We start from the raw sequence: 23,666 nt of genomic DNA, 5'->3' as shown, positions 1-23,666 counted from the left end.
GCACCAGCGAGGTTTTCCACATACCCTCTTTCTGAAGATCCGATCGAAAATTTGCCCCACTTTGCTCCACTAGTTGATTTTCCTTTATATTTGAACGCTTTTGGAGTGAAATAGATCGTTGAAATAGCCGCAGAAAACAATAGTTTTGAACAAAGTGGGGTTATAGGGAGCAAAGTGGAGTGAGGCTCCTACTTTCGCGGCCAACGCACCCACGATGAACACGAATGCTCAACCTGCTCGGGGAATACGATGTGCGGCTGGACGCCAAGGGGCGCCTAGTTCTGCCCAGCGGGTTGAAGAAGCAGGTCGCGGATTCACTCTCGCAGGGCTTCGTGATCAATCGCGACGTCTTCCAGCCCTGCCTGGTCCTCTATCCGCAGCAGGTGTGGGACAGTACCAACCGCATGCTCGGCAGGTTGAACCGCTTCGTGGGGAAGAACATGGAGTTCATACGGCGCTTCACGGCCGGGGCCACGCATCTGGAACTGGACGGCAGTGGACGGTTACTGCTACCCAAGGCCCTGATGGACGAACCGAAGCTGGGCAAGGAACTGAAGCTCGTGGGACTCGGCGACCGGGTGGAAGTGTGGAGCAAGGCCGGCTACGCGCAGATGCGGCGCGAGAAAGTGGACCTGTCCAAGTTGGCGGAGGACGTAATGGGCAGCCTGGGCAATGACGAGGCCCCAGGGAACATATCATGACCCGGTACTTCTTAAGGAGTGCATCGAAGCGCTCGCCATCCGCCCCGACGGCATCTATGTGGACGTGACCTTCGGAGGTGGTGGCCATAGCCGCGCCATCTTGGAACAGTTGGGACCCGATGGCTCGTTGATCGCCTTCGACCGCGATGCCGATGCCCGCCTGAACGCGCCCAAGGATCCGCGCTTCACGCTTGTTCCTTCGGATTACCGCTGGATCAGGAACCACCTGCGCTATCTCGAAAAACTGCCGGTGGACGGACTGTTGGCCGACCTCGGCGTCAGCAGCCACCAGTTCGACACCGCCGATCGCGGTTTCAGTTTCCGCTTCGATGCACCGCTGGACATGCGGATGAACCAGCAGGACAAGCGCACCGCCGCGGACCTGTTGAACAGCCTCGATGAGCGTGCACTTACGGATCTTCTGCGCACATACGGCGAAGTGGACCAGGCGCACAAGGTGGCCCAGCGGATCGTGCAGGCCCGTGCGGCGGAACGCATCGGGACCACCGGCCAATTGGTGGAGGTACTGAAGCCGATGGCACGCCGCGGCGAGGAACATGGTTTTCTCGCGCAGGTCTTCCAAGCGCTGCGAATTGCGGTGAACGATGAACTCGGATCCTTGGAACGGCTGCTGACGGAAAGCACCGAGGTGATCAAGCCCGGAGGACGCTTGGTGGTGATGAGCTACCACAGCCTCGAGGACCGCTTGGTGAAGAACTGGATGAAGACCGGAAGCTTGGAAGGGAAGGAGGACAAGGATGTCTTCGGCAACAGCAAACGCCCCTTCAAGCCCACGCAGAGCAAGGCGGTGCAGGCATCGGAACAGGAACAATTGAGCAATCCGCGCGCACGCAGCGCAAGGCTCAGAACAGCGGTACGGCAGTGAATAAGGTCAAGGAAAAAATACCGGAGAAGAAGGCCAAAGCCCCGAAGGCCAAAGGCAGGCGCACGTTCTCGCGCGGCTTGGTGAACGTGCTGAACGGCACCTTCCTCACGCGGGAGAAGGTGCTCGCCAACATGCCCTTCCTGCTGTTCGTCGCCGGGCTCATGCTTTTCTACATCGGCTACGGCTATTGGACCGAGCGCACAGTCCGCGACCTGGACCGCACCAGCAGTGAGCTGAAGGAAATGCGCTCCGAGTACATCACCATCCGCAGCCACTTGGAAAAAGCCGAACGCCAGAGCCAGGTGGCGGACGATATCGGAGACATGGGCCTGCGCGAAAGCCGGGAACCGCCCCTGCGCTTAACGGTGGACAAGAAGGAAATGGAAGCACAACGCGCGCGGCCATGAACGAGGAAAAGATCCTTCGCCTGCGCATCACCTTGGTGTATGCCGTGCTGATGCTGTTCGGCGCCGCCATCGCGGTGAAGCTCTTCACCATCCAGATCGCGGAGGGCGACAAATGGCGCGCCAAAGCCGTGAACGTGGCCACCGCCATGCGCAGCGTCCAGAGTGAGCGCGGGCATATTTTCAGTGATGACGACCGCCTCCTCGCCACCAGTGTTCCCGAGTATGAGATCCGCATGGACATGCGCGCCGACGGCCTTTCCGATGCGCTGTTCGTCACCAACCTGGACTCGCTAAGCTGGGGGCTTTCCAACCTCTTCGGTGACCGCACCATGCAGGAATGCCGCAGGGACCTGATCGATGCGCACGCCCGCGGGGAACGTTACCACTTGCTGAAGAGGCGTTGCGACCATGAGCAGTTGCAGGAGCTCCGCCGCTTGCCGCTGTTCCGTCTGGGCCGCCACAAGAGCGGCTTCATCGCGGACAAGCACATGGTGCGGATCCGCCCTTTCGGCCGCTTGGCGTCGCGGACGGTGGGCTACCTCTTGAAGGACAGTACGGCGATCGGACTGGAGGCTGGTTATGCCCAATGGCTCCAGGGCATTATCGGTAAGCGCTTGGAAAGACGCCTTACCGGGGGCGTGTGGATGCCGGTGGACGGCGGCGAAGGGCAGGACCCGGTGCCCGGAAGCGACATCCATACCACCATCGACATGAACCTGCAGGACGTTGCCGATGCGGCACTCGCCAAGCAGTTGAAGCTGAACGGCGCACACCATGGCTGCGTGGTGGTGATGGAGACGCAGACCGGCTACATCAAGGCGATAAGCAACCTCACGCTGCAGCGCGACAGCAGCTATGCCGAGGTGTACAACTATGCCGTGGGTGCCAGCACCGAGCCGGGCAGCACGTTCAAGACCGCGGCCCTGATGGTGGCTTTGGACGACGGCCGTGTCTCGCCGGACCAGATCGTGGACACCCGTGGCGGGAAGCGCAAGTTCTACGACCGCGTCATGAAGGACTCCCACGAAGGAGGCTGGGGCCTGATCACGTTGCGGCGCGCCATGGAGGTGAGCAGCAACACCGGCATTTCGCAGGCCATCGATTCGGCCTATAAAAAGGACCCCGCTCGTTTCGTGGAGGGGCTTCGCCGCTTGGGATTCGGCTCGACACTGGGACTGCACATCCCCGGCGAGGGACTGCCCGTGCTTCGCGGGCCGGAGGATAAAAAGATGTGGAGCGGCATCAGCCTGCCGTGGATGAGCATTGGCTATGAGGTGAGCGAGACGCCCCTGCGGATGCTCACCTTCTACAACGCCATCGCGAATGACGGACGGATGGTGCAACCACAGTTCGTCCGGTCCGTCACCCGCAACGGCAAGGTCCTGGAGCGTTTCCCACCGGTGACGTTGAACGAGCGCATCTGCTCCGATGCCACCTTGCTGAAGCTCCACCGGATGCTGGAAGGCGTGGTGGACTCCGGCACCGCCACGAACCTCCGCAGTGCGCATTTCAAGATCGCCGGCAAGACGGGTACGGCGCAGATCGCCTCGGACAAGGCGGGCTACAAGGTGAACGGCGTGAGCTACCAGGCCTCCTTCGTCGGCTACTTCCCTGCGGAGGCGCCCAAGTACACCTGCATCGTGGTGGTGAGCTCGCCCAGCATGCGCGGCGTGTACGGCAACGTGGTGGCCGGGCCGGTGTTCACCGAGATCGCGGACAAGATCTACAGCAACCGCCTGGAGATGCAGACGCTCGTCGCACAAGCGGACACTGTGTACAAAGCACCGGCGTCCTTCGGTGGCAACCGCGCCGACCTGCTGACGGTGATGGAGGCGCTGAAGATCCCGGTGGACGTGCAAGGCGAGGGTGAATGGGCCACTACACAGGCCACCGACAGCACCGTGGTGATCGGGACCCGCGCGGTGGCATCCGATGAGACCGGCATGATGCCCAATGTGATCGGGATGGGCCTTCGCGATGCCATGTACATCCTGGAGAACCATGGTCTGCGCGTGCGGCTTTCGGGCAGCGGGATGGTGAAGCGCCAATCGCCCGCGCCTGGAACCCGGTCCATGAAAGGTAGCACCGTGACACTCGAGCTCGCCACATGAAACTGCTCAAGGACATACTCTATAAAACCCAGCTGGAACAGGTGGTGGGTGACACCAACACCGCTATTGACCATGTTGCCTTCGATAGCCGCGAGGTGGTGCCGTTCACCGCCTTTGTCGCGATCCGCGGCACGGCGGGCGATGGCCATGCGTTCATCGATACTGCTATCGAAAAGGGTGCTGCGGCCATCATCTGCGAGGACCTGCCCAAGCACCTCAAGGAAGGGGTCACCTACGTGCGCGTCGCGGATTCGCGGCATGCGCTGGCCATCATGGCGGGCAACTACCACGGCCATCCGGACCAAAAGCTGAAGCTCATCGGCATCACCGGCACCAACGGGAAGACCAGTGTGGCCACGCTGCTGTACAAGCTCTTCGGAAAGCTGGGCCATAAGAGCGGGCTGCTCTCCACGGTGGAGATCCGCATCGGAAGCACGGTCGTCCCCGCCACGCACACCACGCCTGATCCGCTCCGGTTGAACGAGCTGTTGGCGCAGATGGTGGAGGCCGGGATCACGCATTGCTTCATGGAGGTGAGCAGCCATGCCGTGATCCAGGAGCGCATCGCCGGCCTCCGGTTCGTGCTCGGCGTGTTCACCAACATCACGCACGATCACCTCGATTACCACGGCACGTTCGATGCCTACATCCATGCGAAGAAGGCCTTCTTCGACGGGCTTCCCACGGAGGCGTACGCCTTGGTGAACGCGGACGATGCCCACAGCGCGGTGATGGTGCAGAACACCAAGGCCACTAAGCGCTCCTTCGCCGTGCGCAACATGGCGGACCACAAGGCGCGGATCATCGAGAACCAGCTCACCGGCCTGCAGCTCAACATCGACGGCCATGAGATGTTCTCGCGGCTCGTCGGTGAATTCAATGCCAGCAACTTGCTCGCTGTCTATTCCTCCGCCGTCCTTCTCGGCCTCGATCCGGTGGACGCGCTGACGGCCTTGAGCGACTTGGAGCCGCCGCCGGGCCGCTTCCAAGTGGTGCGCGGCTCCACCGGCGTCATCGGCATCGTGGATTATGCGCATACGCCGGACGCGCTGAAGAACGTGCTCTCCACCATCGGCACCGTCTGTGGCGACAGGGAACGCGTGCTTACCGTGGTGGGCTGCGGCGGCGACCGCGACCGGACCAAGCGCCCCTTGATGGCGGCCATCGCGGCATCCATGAGCCGCAACGTCATCCTCACCAGCGACAATCCGAGGAACGAGGAACCCATGGCGATCATCGAAGAGATGCGCAAGGGGCTGCTCGCAGCTGATCTGGCGAGGGCGTTCGTGAACACGGATCGCCGCGAGGCCATCCGGCAGGCCGTGGGCATGGCCGCGCCCGGCGATGTGGTGCTGGTCGCCGGCAAGGGGCACGAGAACTACCAGGAGGTGCGTGGCGAGCGCCACCATTTCGATGATGTGGAGGTGCTGAAGGAAACCCTCGAACTGATGCGGAAATAATGCTGTACCACCTGTTCCATTGGCTCGAGTTCTCCTTCCTGGGAAGCGGTGTGTTCAACTACATCAGCTTCCGCGCGGGCATGGCGCTCATCATTTCACTGGTGATCTCGCTGTGGTTCGGCAAGGGCATCGTGCGCCTCCTCCAGCGTATGCAAGTGGGCGAGACCGTGCGCGACCTCGGGCTGGAAGGCCAAGTGGAAAAACAGGGCACGCCGACCATGGGCGGTCTCATCATCATCGCGGCAACGATCATCCCGACGTTGCTATTCGCCCGCTTGGACAACATCTACATCCTCCTCATGCTGGTGGCCACCGTGTGGCTCGGCACCATCGGTTTCATCGATGACTACATCAAGGTCTTCAAGAAGGACAAGCGTGGACTGGCAGGCACGTCAAAGGTCATCGGCCAGATAGGCATCGGTCTGGTGATCGGCCTCACCGTTTATTTCCACCCCTCCATCCGCACCAAAGTGGAGGTGCCGCAAGTGATCGCGGAGCAGTTCGAGTCGGGCGAGGTCACCTCCTACACCGAGGAGAACGGCACGGTCCATTACCTGCTCGATAGGAGGCAGCCGAACACGACCATCCCCTTCGTGAAGGGCAACGAACTCAACTACTCATCGGTGATGGGCCTCTTCGGCCGCGAGGCGCGCAAATACACGTGGGTCCTCTATGTGCTGGTGGTGGTCTTCATCATCACCGCAGTAAGCAACGGGGCGAACATCACCGACGGCATCGATGGATTGGCGGCCGGCACCAGCGCGATCATCGTGCTCGCGTTGGGCGTGCTCACATACATCGGCGGCAACATCGTCTTTGCGCAGTACTTGGACGTGATGTACATCCCCGGCATCGGCGAACTGGTGGTGTTCATCGGTGCCTTGCTGGGCGCATGCATCGGTTTCCTCTGGTACAATGCCTACCCGGCACAGGTCTTCATGGGTGACACGGGCAGCCTGGCCTTGGGCGGGGTCATCGCAGTGCTCGCCATCCTCGTCCGCAAGGAGCTGCTGATACCCGTGCTCTGCGGCGTTTTCCTCGTGGAGAACCTCAGCGTGATGATGCAGGTGTTCTGGTTCAAGTACACCCGGAAGCGCTACGGCGAAGGCCGCCGGATCTTCAAGATGGCGCCCTTGCACCACCATTACCAGAAGCTCGGCTACCACGAGAGCAAGATCGTCACCCGTTTCCTCATCGTGGGCGTCATGCTCGCGGTGCTCACCCTCGTCACCCTCAAGCTGCGATGAAGAAGCTGGTGGTGCTCGGTGCGCAGGAAAGCGGAGTGGGGGCGGCGCTCCTTGCGAAGAAGTTGGGGATCCCCGTCTTCGTGAGCGACGCGGGCCAGATCCCGGAAGGGTTCAGCAAGCGGCTGGACAAGGCCGGCATTCCCTACGAGCAAGGCGGGCATACCGTGAACACGGTGCTCGACGCGGACGAGGTGGTGAAGAGCCCGGGCATCCCGGAGACGGCCTCCATCGTGCGCGCCCTTCGTGATAAGGACGTGCCGGTGATCGGTGAGATCGAATTCGCAGCCCGCCACGTCGACGCCCCCATCATCGGCATCACGGGCAGCAACGGCAAGACAACCACCACGCTGTTGGTCCATCACATCCTTGCGAAAGCGGGCATGGACGTCGGGCTGGCGGGCAATGTCGGCACCTCCTTCGCGGGGCTGGTGGCCAAGGAAGGCCACGCCATGTACGTGTTGGAGCTGAGCAGTTTCCAACTGGACGGCACGCGCACCCTCAAGCCGCACATCGCCGTGCTCACCAACATCACGCCGGACCATCTGGACCGCTATGGCAACCGGATGGAGAACTACGTGGACAGCAAGTTCCGCATCACCATGAACCAGGATGCGGGCGATCATTTCATCTACTGCGCGGATGACCCGCAGACCCGCGAGGGACTGCGCCGCCACAGCGTGAAGGCCCGTCAATGGCCTTTTTCCATCCGCGTGCCGATCGAGCAGGGCGGGTATCTCCAGAACGACAACATCCACATCACCACGAACCAAACAACCTTCAACATGAGCATCATGGAACTGGCCCTGCAAGGCAAGCACAATGTCTACAACTCACTGGCGGCGGGCATCGCGGCGCGCGTATTGGAAGTGCGCAAAGACGTGGTCCGCGAGGCGCTGGCCGATTTCCAGAACGTGGAGCACCGCCTTGAGCGCGTGGGCATGGTGAACGGCGTGGAGTTCATCAACGATTCCAAGGCCACCAACGTGAACAGCACTTGGTACGCGCTGGAGAGCATGGAGAAGCCCGTGATCTGGGTGATGGGCGGCCAGGACAAGGGCAACGACTATAACGAGCTGCGGGACCTCGTGCGCCAGAAGGTGAAGGCCATCGTTTGCCTCGGCGTGGACAATGAGAAGATCCATAAGGCCTTCGGCGACATCGTGTTGAACATGGTCGATGTCAACTCCGCCGACCAGGCCGTGAACACGAGCTATGAGCTGAGCGAGCCCGGCGACGTGGTGCTGCTCAGCCCAGCTTGCGCCAGCTTCGACCTGTTCGAGAACTATGAGGACCGCGGACGCCGGTTCAAGACCGCCGTGCGCGGGCTCTGAGCGCGGTCGATCCGCAAAGCGCCAAAGAATGGAAGGCTCGAAAACATCGGAAATGGCCCGGCTGCTGCTCGCCATGCGCGACAGCGGCCTGGGTGACGTGCGCCAAGGGCCGCACAGCCTTCGGACCGTGGCCACGGTGGCCGGCGTGGAATATGTGGATGACAGCAGGAGCACCTTCCTCGATGCTTCCCTGCTCTCCATCATCGACCTTGGGCGTCCGCTGGTGTGGGTTGTGGACGCCGAGATGATCTCGGCCATTGATGAACGGATGAAGGAGTTCATGGTGGAGCATGTGGACGGCACCGTGTTCTTCGGGAACGTGGAACCACATCAGGTGGACGCGCTCGATGCACAGGTGGGCCGCGTGTACAATGCGGACGATCTGCGCACGGCCGTCTTCGCTGCCCGGGAACTGGCGAAGGAAGGCGGAAAGGTGTTGTTCAGCCCGGCCTGCCCCAGTGGCAACGGTACCGCGAACCATGCTGAACGCGGCGCGGAATTCAAAAGGGCCGTGATGGACCTCTGATCGGATATAGGCGATGGACCGGATAAATCACCTCTTCAATGATCACCTCAAGGGCGACCGCACCATCTGGATGGTGGCGTTGCTTTTAGGGGTGATGAGCCTGTTGGCGGTATACAGCGCCTCATCGTGGATGGGGTGGCGGCACGATGGCGGCACCTTCCGGATCCTGGTGAAGCACGGCCTGATGCTGGCCGCGGGCGGCGGTATCATGTACGGCGCCAGCAAGCTGAAGTACACCGTCTATTCCAAACTCTCGCAGGTGCTGCTCGGCGCCACCATCGGCTTGCTGTTGCTCACCTTGCTGATCGGATCCAATGTCAACGGCGCATCCCGTTGGTTGGCGATCCCCGGCTTGGGCATCACCTTCCAGACCAGCGATCTCGCCCGCGTGGTCATCGTGGTCTACCTCGCCCGGGTGCTGGGCCGCCAGAGGGAAGAACCGTGGACCTTCCGCGAAGTGATCTTGAAATTGATCCTCCCGGTGGGGGCGGTGTGCGGATTCATCCTGCCCGCCAACTTCTCCACGGCCGCATTGCTCTTCGGCACCTGCATGATCGTGATGTTCATCGGCCAAGTGCCCATCCGCCACATGCTCTCCGTGGTGGGCATCGCCGTCGGGGCGTTCGGAATTTTGCTGCTGCTCTCCAAGGCCAATCCGGATCTGTTGCCGCGGTTGCAGACCTGGCAATCGCGCCTTACCACCCATGGCGGTGACGACCGCGATGCGAACTACCAGGTGAACAATGCCAAGATCGCCATCGTGCACGGCGGATTCCTCCCCAACGGCCCCGGTACCGGCACTTCCCGCAACTTCATGCCGCACCCCGAAAGCGACATGATCTACGCCTTCATCATCGAAGAGTACGGCTCGGTGTTCGGAGGCTTAGGACTGTTGCTGCTCTACCTTATCCTGCTTTCGCGTGCTATGCGCATCGCCAACCGTTGTGAAAAACGTTTCGGGGCCTTGGTCGCCGTTGGCCTTGCGCTCAGCCTCGTGCTCCAGGCCCTGGTGAACATGGCCGTGGCCGTGAATCTCGTTCCGGTGACCGGCCAACCCTTGCCACTCGTGAGCATGGGCGGCACCAGCATGTGGTTCACCTGCCTGTCCTTGGGCATCATGCTCAGCGTGAGCCGCAGTGTTTACGACCCGCCGGAGGACAGCAAGTTCCGCACTTCCAATTCCAGTGATCATGCCGTTGCGGCCGCTTAATATATTGATCAGCGGTGGCGGCACGGGCGGGCACATTTTCCCGGCCATCGCCATCGCCAACGCCGTGAAGGAGCGGGAACCGGGAACCCGTTTCCTCTTTGTGGGCGCCATCGGAAAAATGGAGATGGAAAAGGTGCCAGCCGCTGGTTATGAGATCACCGGCCTGCCCATCCGCGGATTCCAACGGAGCGCTCTTTGGAAGAACGTGGGACTGCCGTGGCGCTTGCTGAAGAGCATGTGGATGGCGCGAAAGATCGTGCGCACGTTCAAGCCGGATGTGGCGGTCGGTGTAGGTGGATATGCAAGCGGCCCCTTGCTGGCGGCTGCCCAGCGCGCCCATGTTCCCACGCTGGTGCAAGAGCAGAACAGCCATGCCGGCGCTACCAACCGCATGCTGGCAAATAGGGCCGACATCATCTGCGTGGCGTATCCCAACATGGAACGCTATTTCCCGAAAGAGAAGATCCGCCTCACCGGCAATCCCGTGCGGCAGGACATGGTGCGCCTCACCGGAAAGCGCCCGAGGGGGATGGAGTATTTCGGTCTGCGTGAAGACGCGCCGGTGGTGCTCGTCACCGGCGGCAGTTTGGGAGCGCGCGGCATCAATCTTGGCATTGCAGCCGCCTTGTCGCAACTGCGGGATCAAGGCGTACAACTGATCTGGCAGACCGGTGCGCCGTTCCATGCACAGGCCCTTCAGGCGGTGAAGGACGCGGGCTACACCGATGCGCATGTCCATGAGTTCATTGCCCGGATGGACCTCGCCTATGCTGTGACCGATGTGGCCGTGGCCCGGGCCGGCGCCATCAGTGTGAGCGAGCTCTGCCTCACCCGCCTGCCTTCCATACTTGTTCCGCTTCCCACCGCGGCGGAAGATCACCAGACGAGCAACGCTCGCGCTCTGTCCGACCGTGGTGCTGCAGTCCTGGTGCAGGATGTGGAAGCTGTTGAACAGTTGGGTTCCGAGATCCTGCGCTTGGTGGTGAACCCCGGTGAACGCCAACGTCTTCGTGCGGCCATGGAGAGCATGGGCATGGACAATGCTGCGGAGGCCATCGCCGTGGAAGTGATACGCCTTGGCCGTTCGGGAACGTTGGATAACAAAGCCGCTGCTTGACATGGAACGTCCGGAATTTCTCTATTTCATCGGTATCGGCGGCATCGGCATGAGCGGTCTGGCCCGCTATTTCCGCAGGCAAGGTGCCCGCGTGGCCGGGTATGACAAGACCCCGAGCGAACTCGCGGGACAGCTTTCCTTGGAAGGGATCGACGTGAGCTACGATCCGGATCCGCGCCACATTCCGCAGGATTTCCGCGATGCGTCCCCCACCAAGGTCATGGTGGTGCGTACGCCCGCCGTGCCGATGAGCAATCCGTTGATCGCGTACTGGCAAGGGCGCGGCGTGGCCGTGAAGAAGCGCAGCGAGGTGTTGGGCCTGGTGACAAAGGACCGCCGGACCATGGCCGTGGCCGGAACCCATGGGAAGACCACCGTCAGCACCATGCTCGCCCATCTGCTCACTGCCGGTGGCGTCCCGTGCAATGCTTTCTTGGGCGGCATCAGCGTCAACTATGACACCAACGTGCTGTTGAACTCCAAGGCGGAACTGAACGTGGTAGAGGCCGATGAATATGATCGCAGCTTTCTGGCGCTGCACCCGAACGAGGCCATCGTCACCGCGATGGACCCGGATCATTTGGACATCTACGGCACCCCCGAGGCGATGTATGCGGCATACGCGGATTTCGCGGCCTTGGTGACCGGACGCATGCTGGTACACCGAAGCGTTCTGCCAAGGCTTCAGCAGCATGCCACCGTGCTCCGCGACGCTTTGCCTTATGGCATCGACGGTACGGAAGGGCCGCACGCGGAGAACGTCGAGGTGCGTGACGGGGCTTACCATTTCGACCTGGTGGCGGCGGGCCATGTATTGCGCGACCTGACGCTGGGCATGCCCGGCAGGCACAATGTGGAGAATGCCGTGGCGGCCGCCACCATGGCCCTCCATGCAGGCGTGAGCCCGGAGGCTCTGCGGAAAGGACTGGTCGGTTTTAAGGGCGTCAGGCGACGCTTCGAGGTGCGGGCACGGACAGGAAAGAGCATCTACATCGACGATTATGCACACCATCCCACCGAGCTGGACGCCTGCATCCGAAGCGTGAAGGAACTCTATCCTGATCGGAAGGTCACCGGTATTTTCCAGCCCCATCTCTTCAGCCGCACCCGCGACCTGGCCGCTGATTTCGCCAGCAGCCTGGCCCAGCTGGACGAACTCATCCTCCTGGAGATCTACCCCGCGCGCGAAGAGGCCATTCCCGGGATCACTTCCCAATGGTTGCTGGACCAAGTGAAGCTGACTAACAAGATGGTGTGTACAAAGGAGCAACTGATGCCGCTTTTGGATGGCCGGAATGTGGACATCTTGCTCACCCTTGGCGCTGGTGACATCGATAGGCTGGTACCGGGTGTTGCGGCAATGGTCAACAGTTACGAATGAGCAAGACGAAGCATATCCTGCGTATCGCGGCGAAGGTCCTCGCAGGCTGTGCCGTGGTCGCCGCGCTGGGCTTCGTGGAGAAGAACAGCGGGAGCGTGCCCGTCCGTGATATCGCCGTGGAATTGGACATGGGAAGCGGGGTGCATTTCATTGATACGGATGCCTTGCGGCAGGAAGTGATCAAAGGTGCCGGGCCGGTAATTGGCACGCCCATCGACAAGGTGGACGAGACCGGCATCGAACAACGCCTGCGCGCCATCTCTTGCGTGGCAGAAGCGGACGTCTACCACACCATGGACGGCGTTCTCCATGTGAAGGCCCGCCAGCGCGAACCGATCGTGCGGGTAGTGAACGCGGACGGCACGGGCTTCTACATCGACAAGGGTGGTTGGACGATGCCGCTGAACCCCAACTACACAGCCCGCGTGCTCGTGGTCACCGGCCAATTGGCGGAACCGTTCTCCAAATGCGACCCGGTTAACGTGGCCGCGGGGAACGATAGCTTGGCCGAGCATACCCACAGTCGCGCCATCCATGCCATGGCGCGCTCGCTCATGGCGGACCCGCTTTGGAACGCCATGTTCACCCAGGCCGTGGTGGACAGCGACGGTGACATCACCTTGATCCCGAACGTAGGCATGATGCGCGTACGCGTCGGGGACGGTACCCGTTTGGTATCCCGGTTGGCCAAGCTCCGCACCTTCTTCAGCGAAGGCATTCCACAGACAGACTGGCGCCGTTACAGCGCGATCGACCTCCGCTTCGACGACCAAGTGGTCTGCACCAAACGAACATCAAACTGATCCGGCCCGCCGGCAAGCACAACGCAAGGAGACAACACAACATGGACCACAAAGAGGAAATAGTCGCCGGTCTGGACATCGGCACCACCAAGATCGCCTGCATCGTGGGCCGCAAGAACGAGCAGGGCAAGCTCGAGATCATGGGCATGGGCAAGAGCCGCAGCGACGGTGTGAGCCGTGGTGTGGTGACCAATATCCAGCGCACCGTGGACAGCATCAAGGCCGCCGTGCAGGAGGCCGAGGACAGCGCCGGCGTGGAGATCACCACCGTGAACGTGGGCATCGCCGGACAGCACATCCGTAGCATGCACCATCGTGGCATGATCACCCGCCAGAGCCTCGAGCAGGAGATCCGCCAATCGGACATCGACCAGCTGATCGACGACATGTTCAAATTGGCCATGGTGCCCGGCGAGGAGATCATCCATGTGCTGCCCCAGGAATACATCGTGGACAACGAGCAGGGCATCAAGGACCCCATCGGCATGAGCGGAGTTCGTTTAGAGGCGAACTTCCACATCATCACCGGGCAGGTCACCGCCGCGCGTAACATCAACAAATGCGTGGCCCGTGCCAACCTCGACGTCACCGAGCTGATCCTTGAACCGTTGGCCAGCGCGGACGCCGTGCTGAGCGCGGAGGAGAAGGAGGCCGGCGTGGTGCTGGTGGACATCGGTGGCGGTACCACCGACATCGCGATCTTCAGCGATCACATCATCCGCCACACCGCCGTGATCCCATTCGGTGGCAACGTCATCACCGACGATATCAAGATGGGCTGCGCGATCCTGCGGGACCAGGCCGAGCTGCTGAAGAGCCGCTTCGGAAGTGCGCTCGCCTCGGAGAACAAGGAGAACGAAGTGGTCTGCATCCCCGGCCTGCGTGGCCGTGAGCCCAAGGAGATCAGCCTGAAGAATCTCGCCAACATCATCCAGAGCCGGATGGAGGAGATCCTTGATCACGTCTACTTCGAGATCAAGAACAGCGGCCTGGAGAAGCAGCTCAGTGGCGGCATCGTCCTCACCGGCGGCGGCGCGCAACTAAAACACCTCCGCCAGCTCACCGAATACGTCACCGGCATGAGCACCCGCATCGGATACCCCAACGAGCACCTCGCCAACAGCAAGGTGGAGGACGTCACCAGCCCGCTTTTCGCCACCGGCGTAGGTCTTGTGCTGCGCGGCTTCGACTTTATCGAGCGCCGCCGCTCCCACCAGATCGAAGAGGCGCCGAAGGTGAAAACCCACAGCCAAAAGTTCAAGGTGGGCAGCTTTTTTGAAAAAGTGGTGAATGGTGCGTCCGAGATCTTCAAGGACGACGAAGCCTGACCCTGACATTTGCCGACCCGGCCCGAACCCGAAATACCCGACCCATGAAATTCGACCTTCCTTCCGAGCTCTCTTCCATCATCAAAGTGATCGGCGTCGGCGGCGGCGGTGGCAACGCCGTCAACCACATGCACTCCCAAGGCATCATGGGCGTGGACTTCCTGATCTGCAACACCGACAAGCAAGCGCTGGACATGAGCCAGGTGCCGGTGAAGCTGCAGCTCGGGGCCACGCTTACCGAAGGCCTTGGTGCCGGCAGTATCCCCGAGCGGGGCAATGCGGCGGCACAGGAGAACATCGAGGAGATCAGGGAGCTGCTGACCCCGCGCACCAAAATGCTCTTCGTCACCGCCGGTATGGGCGGCGGCACCGGCACCGGTGCGGCACCGGTGATCGCGCGTATCGCACGGGACATGGGGATCCTCACCGTGGGCATCGTCACCATGCCGTTCCAATGGGAAGGCCGCAAGCGGAAGAACCAGGCCGTAGAGGGCATTGAGGAGATGCGCGAAGCCGTGGACACACTGCTGGTGATCAACAACGACCGCCTGCGCGATCTCTACGGGAACCTCGACATGGACGAGGCCTTCGCCCATGCCGACAATGTGCTCGCAACAGCCGCGCGCGGCATCGCGGAGATCATCATGAAGACCGGCAAGGTGAACGTGGATTTCGAGGACGTCCGCACGGTGATGACCGGCAGCGGCGTAGCGATCTTGGGCATGGCCGAGGCCGAAGGGGAGGACCGCGCCATGCGTGCCGCCGAGGAAGCATTAGCCTCGCCCTTGCTGAACGATAACGACATCAAGGGTGCCAAGTATGTGCTGCTGAACATTGCGTTGGGGAACCGTTCCATCTCCATGGACGAGATCACGGAGATCACCGACCACATCCAGAATGCTGCCGGAAGCACCGCCGATGTGATCTGGGGCTACCATTCCGATGAAACCCTCGGTGAAGCCATCCGCGTTACGGTGATCGCCACCGGCTTCAACCAGAACGAACTGACGGCAACATTGGAGCAGCGCTTGCCGGAGAAGAAGGTCACCGACCTCAACAGCGAGCTGCCCACGATGATCACCAAGCCCATCGTCAATCCGGTGCTGGTGTCCGTTCCCCTGGTCAGCGTGCAGGAAGCGAAGACCCCAGAGCCGTACATCAAACAGGTCGAGGCTCCGAAAGAGCAATCCCGGCTTCAGTTCGAGCAGGAGTCCAACCCCGTTGAACGGCCTAAAGTGGAAGCCCTTTTGGCATCAAAGGCCGTTGAGAAAGTGGTGCATGAACTGCATGAGGATGAACAGTCGGCGTCGGTTGAAGACCACATGGAGGCCAAAGCGCATGACCACATTGAGGAGCTGATCACCCCGAACCTCTCCCAGGCCCAACAACAGGCCCGCGTAGAGGACCGCCTGTCCCACATGCGTGAGGTGAACATGCGCCTGCGCACGCCGAACGGCCTCGCCGAGATGGAGCGGGAGCCCGCCTTCAAGCGCCGCAACGTCCAACTGAACGATACGCCCCACAGCACCGACAGCAACGTGAGCCGCTATACCCTCAGCGAAGGCAACGACGAGAACGGCCAGCGCCAAGTGGAACTGCGCCGCAACAACCCGTTCCTCCACGACAACGTCGACTGACCGCCATGGACCTCCAAGCCCGCATCGATGCCGACATCAAGGCGGCCATGCTCGCCCGTGAGAAGGACAAGCTGAACGTGCTCCGTGCCATCAAAAGCGCGCTGCTCATGGAGCTGACGAAAGAAGGCGGAGCGCATGCGGTGAGCGACGAAGCCGGGATGAAGATCCTGCACAAGCTCCACAAGCAACGCACTGAGGCGGCCGCCATCTATCACCAACAAGGCCGCGCCGACCTTGCCGCGGAGGATGATGCGCAGGCGAAGATCATCGAGGCCTACCTGCCCGCACGCATGGGCGACGCGGAGATGAAGGCCATCGTGAAAGAGACATTGACCGGTATCGGGGCCACGTCCATGGCGGACATGGGCAAGGCGATGAAGGCCGTGAACGCAATACTGGCGGGCAAAGCGGACGGTAGTGCCATCGCTTCCGCAGTAAAGGAACTGCTCAGCGGGGGCTGAGTTGAAAAAGTTGGGTAGGGACGGTAGCGGCGTGCGTTGAAAGACGCGCGTCGCCGCTGTTTTCAGGAAGGTTTCCCCGAAGGCGCGTTCTAATCCACCTGCATCTTGAAACCCACGCCATGCACGTTCACGATGCGCACGCGGTCGTCGTGGCGGAGGTATTTCCGAAGGCGGCTGATGAAGACGTCCAAGCTGCGGCCGAGGAAGTAGCTGTCATCACCCCAGACCATGTTCAGCAGCAGTTCCCGAGGGAGCACCTGGTCCATGTGCATGCAGAGCAGCTTGAGCACGGCGGCCTCCTTCTTGGTCAGGCGCCGCTCCTCCTCAGGGTGCTTGAGCTCTTTGTTCCTGTCGTCAAAGGTGAAATCACCCAATTGGAACACGTCCTTGTTCCGGTCGGCTTCGCCCTTGCCCTTGGTGCGGCGTAGGATGGCCTCGATGCGCAGCACCAGTTCCTCGTGGCTGAAGGGCTTGGTGATGTAATCATCGCCGCCGGCCTTGAAACCGGCGATGCGGTCCTCGGTCTGGCTCTTGGCCGTGAGGAAAATGATCGGCACCTGAGCATCCGTCATGCGGATGTCCTCCGCCAGGCTGAGGCCGTCCTTCAAGGGCAGCATCACGTCGATCAGGCACAGGTCGTACGTATTGAGGTTGAAGTGCTGAAGACCTTCTTTCCCGTCCCGGAAGAGATGAACGATATAGCCTCTGCGGGCCAGGGCATCCTGCACGACGAACCCCAGGTTCTCATCGTCCTCCACCAAGAGCAAGGTCCCCTTGGTATCCTCCTTTTCTTCGGTCTTTTTGTTGCTCATCGCTTTGCTTTTTCCTTCCAGAGGGGCAGTTCAAGTGTAAACGTGCTTCCTTTTCCCCAAGTGCTTTCCACATGGACCTTGCCGCCGTGGGCACGCGCCATTTCCGCAACGTAGTGCAGGCCGAGTCCGAAGCCCTTTACGTCGTGGACGTTGCCGGTGTGGACACGGAAGAAGCGCTCGAAGATATTCCGGACGTCCTCTTTTCGGATCCCGATGCCCTCGTCAACCACCGCAACGCGGACACGCTTGTTGTCATTGCTGGTCGAAATGTGTACGCGGGGCGGTCCCTTCGTGTATTTCACCGCATTGTCCACCAAGTTGAACAGGGTATTTCCCAAATGGACGCGGTCCCCTTGCACCATCGGGTCCGGGGCACGAAGGTCCATGGTGCAATCCCCGTTGCGCTCCTTCAGGATCACCTCGAACGACCGGACGACATCCTTCACCAGTTCATTCATATCCACCGGCTCCAGATGCAGGTTGACCCCGCCGTTTTCCAGCGTGGCCAACTGCAGTACACGTTCCACTTGCTGCCGTAGCCGTTCATTTTCTGTGCGGATGATGCGGGCATAATTCCGCAGGCGGGCCGGTTCATCCGCGATGCCCGGCTCCGAAAGCACCTCGCTGCTGAGCGCGATGGTGCTGATCGGCGTCTTCAGCTCGTGCGTCATGTTGCCAATAAAGTCGTTCTTCATCTCGCCGAGCCGCTTTTGCCGCATGATCACCCACATGCTGTACGCGAAAAAGCAGAACATGATGAACGTGACAACGGCGGGATAGAGCCAGGTGATAGTGCCTCCTTCCCTTGGCACCCAGATCGAGGTGGTGCGGCGGGGGAAGTAGACCCCGAAGTAGTGCCCGTCCTTGTTCAACTTCAGCAATTTGCTGTGCCGTGCGGTGTCCGGGACCAAACTGTCGTTCAAGCTCACGTAGTTCCCGTAGACAATGCTGTCCGTGAAGCAATCATAGATTCCATATTCAAAGTCGTCGTTGATGTTTCGCCGCTTGAATTCCTGCTGTAGCAGTGCCTCCAACAAGTAGGGGTGGATCGTGTCATTGATGGTGACCGCGAAGTAGTTGGGCCGTTCCTGCTTCACCGCGTCGAACAGGTCGCTGGGGTCCTTGGTGATCGAGAGGATGCGCTCGGTGACATCGGTGAGCGCGATCTTCACCCGGTCGTTGAACTGTTTGTCCAATTGCTTCTGCTGCTGCTCCTGCAGGGCCACCTGCTCATGCTCGTGGCGTTGGGCGCGCTTCAGCCACATCACCTGTGTGAACACGACGCCCGCCAAGCTCAAGATGGCCAGCAGGACCAAGGTTCCCAGGGTGCGTCTACGCATGATCGTGAAAGAAGGACAATGTTAAGGCCCGCTTGGCCGTGAAACCTTCTCTTTCACAGCTCTTGTGGTCTGCCGGGCGGAGGACACTTTGGACACTTCCATGACAAAGCAGGCCCGGAATACCGTGATCGCGATATGGCCGGGCAATACCTTGCGCCACGCTTTTACAGCACCATGAAAAAAACAGTCCTCCTGCTCTCCGCAGCCTTCATTTCGGCATTGACCAATGCCCAAACACCTGTCACCGTTTCCACCTCTCCGGGCAATGCCGATCAGGTATGGTACAGCTTGCAGAACGGGGAGGTCGGCAGGGCCCCGTTGAACGAATGGGACCTCGCCTTCGAGATGACCGGTTTCTCCTCTTCCATCCGGGTGAACACGGCCAGAGGCTTGGTGGTGTATGAAACTCCGGTCGCCATTGCTGATTGGGACGGTGTGCAAACTGTTGATTCCGCCAACTGGACCCGGGTGGACAATGCCGACACCAGCTGGTCGGTCAGTGCGCTCAACAACGGCAACAACCTGCAGGACCCGGACGGGTTCAACGTGGGATGGGGCAATTACAACATGGCTACGCACTATATCATCGGCTCGAAGATCTACGCCATCAACTTCCCGGACAATACCTGGAAAAAGCTGCGCATCAACACCCTCGCCAACGGCATCTATTCGTTCGTCTACTCAAACCTCGATGGTAACGACTATTACGACGAGGAACTGGTGAAGACCGATTTCACCGGCAAGAACTTTGGCTATTGGTCCTTCGCGACCAACGCCACGCTGGACCGCGAACCACCAACTGTGAATTGGGACCTGCTTTTTACCAAGTATACCGGCTTTGTGCCCACACCCTATTCCGTGACCGGCGTATTGCAGAACAAGAATGTGACGGCCTTGCAGGTGAACGGTGTGCCGACGGCGGAAGCCGATTGGACATCTGCGCCCTTCAGCTCCCAGATGAACATCCTCGGTTCGGATTGGAAGCGCTATGACTTCGCCCAGAACCAATATGCCATCGTCACCGACACCACCTACTTCGTGAAGGATATCCCCGGCAATATTTGGAAGATCGTCTTCACCGGCTACGGCGGAGGTGCCACGGGTGATATAGGCTTCAACCAGGAACTGGTCAGCTCCGTGGGGATCGGGGAGGTCGCCCGTCAACAGGGCACGCTGCTCGCCTATCCCAACCCGGTGACGGACGGACAGGCACAATTGATCGTGGACGTTCCTGCCCGTGAAGGCGTGCTCCGTATTTTCAATACGACCGGTCAACAGATGGGGCAACAGCAGTGGAGCGGGCTATCGGGTCTTACCACGCGCACCCTCGACGTGAACGGCCTGGCCAAGGGCGTGTACATCGTCCGCTTCGACGCGGTCAACTCCAGCACCACCGGCAAGCTCGTGATCGAGTAAGCTGGTCCCTGACCGGACAGCGGTGCCGATCGGCCGTTGGATGTTCACACATGCCATGATACGCACCGCCGTAGCACTCCTTGCCTTCGCCCTCGCTGTTGCGGCCCATGCACAAGTGCCCTTGACCGTGCATGATGCGGGTTCGAATGAGGGCGTGCCGTACGCGCACGTCTCTTGGCATGCGTTGAGCACTCCCGCTAATGGCGTGGAGGTGGCGGGACCCGGCGGAAAGCTTACGCTGCCCGTGGACCAAGCGGCGGTGAAGGACGGGGTGGCCATCCGCATCGACTTCATCGGCTACCGTCAGCTCACCGATACGATCTTCACGATGACGGCCCGCAGCTTCGGCCTGCAGCCTGCACAACTGTTCGACCTCGACGAGGTGGTGGTCACCGGGCAATACCGGCCCACCACGGCGGACAAAGCGGTGCAGCGCATGCACGTCATCGGCGCGGAGCAGATCCAACGCATGGCGGCGCAGAACCTCGGCGATGTGCTGCGGCAGGAGCTGAACATGCGCATGACACAGGACAATGTCCTGGGCACGTCGGTGAGCATGCGCGGCTTGGGCGGGGAGAACGTCAAGATCCTGGTGGATGGCGTTCCTGTGATCGGGCGGCAGGACGGAAACCTTGACCTGGCACAGATCGACCTCACGGGCATCGACCGGGTGGAAGTGTTGGAAGGACCGCTCAGCGTGAACTACGGCACCAACGCACTGGCCGGGACGATCAACCTCATCACGCGCAAGAACACCGGCAACACCTCATCGCTGAAGGCCATCAGCTATGTGGAACCCATGGGCCGATTGAACCTGTCCGTCGCGGCGGGCCAGCATTTTGGAAAGAGCGATGTGCTGCTCTCGCTGGGACGCAATTTCTTCGGAGGCTGGGGCCCGGACCAGAACGCGATCTATGACTTCAGCAGGCATTTGGCGGACTCCACGCGCTACCAGTCGTGGAAGCCGCGCGAGCAATACTTCGGAAGGCTGAACTACCGCTTTGCCCTGAACGACCGCTGGAACCTCAACTACAAGGGCGAGGTGATGCAGGACCGCATCACGGACCGCGGTATGCCGCGCGCACCCTATAACGAGAGCGCGTTTGATTCTGAATTCTTGACCCGGCGTTTGGACAATGCGCTATTCGCCAACGGGGACCTCGGCAAGGGCCGACATCTGGACGCGCTGATCGCCCACGACCGCTACCAGCGCACCCGGACCATGTGGCTGCGCGACCTCACCACCTTGGAAGCACAGCAAGTGCCCGGAGAAGCGGATGATTCATACTTCACCCTCACCAATGCCCGCGCCACCTATTCGAGTTCCGGCGACAGTGCCAAGCTCGGCTATGAACTAGGGATGGACCTCAACTTGGAGACCGCCGCCGGGGAGCGGATCGCCGATGGCAGCGATCAGCAGATCGGGGACTACGCCGTGTTCGGCAGCGCACAGTGGCGGCCGGTGAAGCGGCTTATCATCCGCCCCGGGCTACGCTACGCGCACAACACCCAGTATGGAGCGCCGCTTGTCCCTTCCCTCGATGCGCGCTTGCAGTTGAACCCCGCGTTCACCCTGCGCGCCTCCTATGCCGAAGGTTTTCGGGCGCCATCGCTCAAGGAACTGTACCTCTACTTCGTGGACGTGAACCACGACATTCACGGCAATGCGGACCTCACCGCCGAGACATCGAACAACTATTCGCTCTCGTTGAGCTATCGCAAGGCAATGGACAAAGGCGTGCTACGGGGAGAGATCGCCGGTTTCCACGACCGCATCCACGACCTCATCACCTTGGCGGAGGAGGGGCCGACGCTGTACAGCTACATCAACGTTGGCGAATACCGCACGCTGGGCGGCAGCTTCAGCCTTGGTTGGGAGACAGGCCATTGGGCCTTCGGGGCGGGTACCGCCATCACAGGTCGCTATGACACCTTGGGCGTGCGGACCGGCGGTGCCACTTACGAGTATGCCCCGGAAGTGAACCTCAACGCTACGCGGAATTGGCGCAAGCAGGGATGGAGCATCACGGTGTTCGGCAAATACCAGGGCGAGCAGCAGAACTACATCTACCTGGAGGACGGAAGTTTATCACGCGGTAGGATATCGGATTACGTGATGGCCGATGCCTCCGTGGCCAAGCAATTGTTCAACGAACACCTCACCGTATCGCTGGGCTGCAAGAACATCGGGAACATCACCGACCTGAACGCCTCGCTCGGCAATGGCGGAGCTCACAGCGGGCCGAGCGCGGGCAGCGTTCCGTTGGCGATGGGACGCACCTACTTTCTACGCCTGGCGCTGGATCTGAAAGGTAAGGTCAAAGAATCGAAGCTATGAGGACTGTGATCGGTATTGGAGCAGTGGTGATGGCCTGTGCATTCAGCAGCTGCGTGAAGGAGGAACTGCCTGTGCCGAAGCAGACACGTGGCGGCAACAGTATGCAAGGGGAAGGGGAATGGTTTGAATGCGTGGCGAACGTGGGCGTGGATTATGCCAACCAGTTGTGGTTCGACCTCGGCACGCAGAGTGTGGTCGCGCAGAACAGCAAGATGGACTGGGACCTCGCCTTTCAATGCGCGCCGGACGGCTGGCAGGTCCGCTTGAACTACTCCAGGCTCATGCGCGCGCACCGCACGGGCCAGGCGGAGATCACGGAACCCACGGACACAACAGGCTATGGCAACACGTGGAAGATCGACCTGCCCAACGGAAGGCCCGACAGCATGGCCATCGGTGACTGGCGCAGCGAGCATCCGGTCTTCGTCCTCGACATGGGCTACAACGTAATTGGCCTGCCAATGGGCTTGAAAAAAGTGCAGGTCACGGATGTTTCGGCCGCATCTTTCAGCTTCCGGACCGCTAAGCTCAACGGTTCCAATGTTCAGGAATACACCATTCAGAAAGATCCCGCCCGGGCTTATGTCCATTTCAACTTTACCAGTGGCAGCGCGGTGAACATCGCAGCGCCGTTAGGCAGCTACGACATGGTCTTCACGCAGTACACCGAGCAGTTTTATGCCCCGGACCCCTACTTGTCCTACATCGTCACGGGCACGGTGAACGGCTACAGCGGAGCGCGTGTGGCCCAACTGAGCGGCGATTTCGCCAGTATCACCCTGGCGGACACGGTGGCCAATCCCTTCAGCACCGACGAGGACATCATCGGCTACGATTGGAAAGACTACTCCTTCGATACGGGCACGTACGAGGTTTATAGCAACCAGATCTACATCGTGCAGGACACCGACGGCAACTTCTACAAGCTGCACTTCATAGACTACTACAACGACATTGGGCAGCGGGGTTCACCCAAGTTCGAGCTGGTGCAGTTGATACCTGAATAGGGCGCTGAGTCGCGGTGAAGGGGGCGTAGTTGTGTTTTGGCCGCAGAGACGCTAAGACGCGGAGAAGAGGATCGCGGTTGCGTTTGGCCGCTGAGTAGCGGATCGCATCGGCAGTACCCGGTACTCGGTACCAGATACTCGGTACCA

General features: G+C 60.8%; 20 protein-coding genes. 18 read left to right on the top strand and 2 right to left on the bottom strand.

Annotation, left to right across the window (positions count from 1 at the left end; genetic code table 11):
- The first annotated feature begins 224 nt into the window (after positions 1-224).
- From mraZ to IPP95_07695, 15 genes are read left to right on the top strand one after another with little or no spacing between them, the layout of a single operon-like run.
- Entirely contained in the window at positions 225-701 is a 477-nt protein-coding gene (gene mraZ, locus IPP95_07765; GenBank protein ID QQS74090.1) for a division/cell wall cluster transcriptional repressor MraZ, read from the top strand.
- On the top strand, positions 673-1,587 hold the full coding sequence (gene rsmH / locus IPP95_07760) for a 16S rRNA (cytosine(1402)-N(4))-methyltransferase RsmH (GenBank protein QQS74089.1): 915 nt from the start codon (positions 673-675) through the stop codon (positions 1,585-1,587). Before mraZ ends, rsmH begins: the two co-directional genes overlap by 29 nt.
- Positions 1,584-1,994, top strand: a complete 411-nt coding sequence (locus tag IPP95_07755) for a hypothetical protein (GenBank protein QQS74088.1) — start codon at positions 1,584-1,586, stop codon at positions 1,992-1,994. The genes rsmH and IPP95_07755 overlap by 4 nt, the downstream gene beginning before the upstream one ends.
- Positions 1,991-4,105, top strand: a complete 2,115-nt coding sequence (locus IPP95_07750) for a transpeptidase family protein (protein ID QQS74087.1) — start codon at positions 1,991-1,993, stop codon at positions 4,103-4,105. The genes IPP95_07755 and IPP95_07750 overlap by 4 nt, the downstream gene beginning before the upstream one ends.
- Complete coding sequence (locus tag IPP95_07745) at positions 4,102-5,565, top strand: UDP-N-acetylmuramoyl-L-alanyl-D-glutamate--2,6-diaminopimelate ligase (GenBank protein QQS74086.1); 1,464 nt, start codon at positions 4,102-4,104, stop codon at positions 5,563-5,565. Before IPP95_07750 ends, IPP95_07745 begins: the two co-directional genes overlap by 4 nt.
- Positions 5,565-6,812, top strand: coding sequence for a phospho-N-acetylmuramoyl-pentapeptide-transferase (locus IPP95_07740; protein ID QQS74085.1), 1,248 nt, complete (start codon positions 5,565-5,567; stop codon positions 6,810-6,812). The genes IPP95_07745 and IPP95_07740 overlap by 1 nt, the downstream gene beginning before the upstream one ends.
- The gene (murD, locus tag IPP95_07735) at positions 6,809-8,143 is read left to right on the top strand and encodes a UDP-N-acetylmuramoyl-L-alanine--D-glutamate ligase (GenBank protein ID QQS74084.1); all 1,335 of its coding nucleotides are present in this window, start codon (positions 6,809-6,811) and stop codon (positions 8,141-8,143) included. The genes IPP95_07740 and murD overlap by 4 nt, the downstream gene beginning before the upstream one ends.
- Before the next feature lie 52 nt (positions 8,144-8,195).
- Positions 8,196-8,669: a hypothetical protein gene (locus IPP95_07730; GenBank protein ID QQS74083.1), complete on the top strand. Its 474-nt coding sequence runs from the start codon at positions 8,196-8,198 to the stop codon at positions 8,667-8,669.
- A gap of 13 nt (positions 8,670-8,682) precedes the next feature.
- Entirely contained in the window at positions 8,683-9,879 is a 1,197-nt protein-coding gene (locus IPP95_07725; protein ID QQS74082.1) for an FtsW/RodA/SpoVE family cell cycle protein, read from the top strand.
- Complete coding sequence (gene murG / locus IPP95_07720; protein QQS74081.1) at positions 9,860-10,996, top strand: undecaprenyldiphospho-muramoylpentapeptide beta-N-acetylglucosaminyltransferase; 1,137 nt, start codon at positions 9,860-9,862, stop codon at positions 10,994-10,996. The genes IPP95_07725 and murG overlap by 20 nt, the downstream gene beginning before the upstream one ends.
- A gap of 1 nt (position 10,997) precedes the next feature.
- Positions 10,998-12,377, top strand: a complete 1,380-nt coding sequence (locus tag IPP95_07715) for a UDP-N-acetylmuramate--L-alanine ligase (GenBank protein ID QQS74080.1) — start codon at positions 10,998-11,000, stop codon at positions 12,375-12,377.
- A complete protein-coding gene (locus IPP95_07710) occupies positions 12,374-13,180 on the top strand; it encodes a hypothetical protein (GenBank protein QQS74079.1) in 807 nt (268 codons plus the stop codon). The genes IPP95_07715 and IPP95_07710 overlap by 4 nt, the downstream gene beginning before the upstream one ends.
- A 41-nt stretch (positions 13,181-13,221) precedes the next feature.
- Positions 13,222-14,508, top strand: a complete 1,287-nt coding sequence (gene ftsA / locus IPP95_07705) for a cell division protein FtsA (GenBank protein QQS74078.1) — start codon at positions 13,222-13,224, stop codon at positions 14,506-14,508.
- A 44-nt stretch (positions 14,509-14,552) separates the two neighbouring features.
- Positions 14,553-16,145 carry a cell division protein FtsZ gene (gene ftsZ / locus IPP95_07700; GenBank protein QQS74077.1) on the top strand — a complete coding sequence of 531 codons (1,593 nt, stop codon included), beginning with the start codon at positions 14,553-14,555 and terminating at the stop codon, positions 16,143-16,145.
- 5 nt (positions 16,146-16,150) lie between these two features.
- Positions 16,151-16,606 (top strand): GatB/YqeY domain-containing protein, encoded by a 456-nt coding sequence (locus tag IPP95_07695; protein ID QQS74076.1) that lies wholly within the window; start codon positions 16,151-16,153, stop codon positions 16,604-16,606.
- 89 nt (positions 16,607-16,695) lie between these two features.
- Here IPP95_07695 and IPP95_07690 read toward each other — a convergent pair whose 3' ends face one another.
- A complete protein-coding gene (locus tag IPP95_07690) occupies positions 16,696-17,418 on the bottom strand; it encodes a response regulator transcription factor (protein QQS74075.1) in 723 nt (240 codons plus the stop codon).
- Complete coding sequence (locus tag IPP95_07685) at positions 17,415-18,758, bottom strand: HAMP domain-containing histidine kinase (GenBank protein ID QQS74074.1); 1,344 nt, start codon at positions 18,756-18,758, stop codon at positions 17,415-17,417. Before IPP95_07685 ends, IPP95_07690 begins: the two co-directional genes overlap by 4 nt.
- 174 nt (positions 18,759-18,932) lie before the next feature.
- On the opposite strand from IPP95_07685, the gene IPP95_07680 reads away from it, so the two are divergent.
- From IPP95_07680 to IPP95_07670, 3 genes are read left to right on the top strand one after another with little or no spacing between them, the layout of a single operon-like run.
- Positions 18,933-20,174, top strand: a complete 1,242-nt coding sequence (locus tag IPP95_07680) for a T9SS type A sorting domain-containing protein (GenBank protein ID QQS74073.1) — start codon at positions 18,933-18,935, stop codon at positions 20,172-20,174.
- Positions 20,175-20,229: 55 nt separating this feature from the next.
- Entirely contained in the window at positions 20,230-22,512 is a 2,283-nt protein-coding gene (locus IPP95_07675) for a TonB-dependent receptor (GenBank protein ID QQS74072.1), read from the top strand.
- On the top strand, positions 22,509-23,519 hold the full coding sequence (locus tag IPP95_07670; protein QQS74071.1) for an HmuY family protein: 1,011 nt from the start codon (positions 22,509-22,511) through the stop codon (positions 23,517-23,519). The genes IPP95_07675 and IPP95_07670 overlap by 4 nt, the downstream gene beginning before the upstream one ends.
- The last annotated feature ends 147 nt before the right edge of the window (positions 23,520-23,666 follow it).

This window comes from Flavobacteriales bacterium, from assembly GCA_016700415.1.
Lineage (GTDB): Bacteria > Bacteroidota > Bacteroidia > Flavobacteriales_F > PHOS-HE28 > PHOS-HE28.
This window is presented reverse-complemented; position numbering and strand designations above follow the sequence as displayed.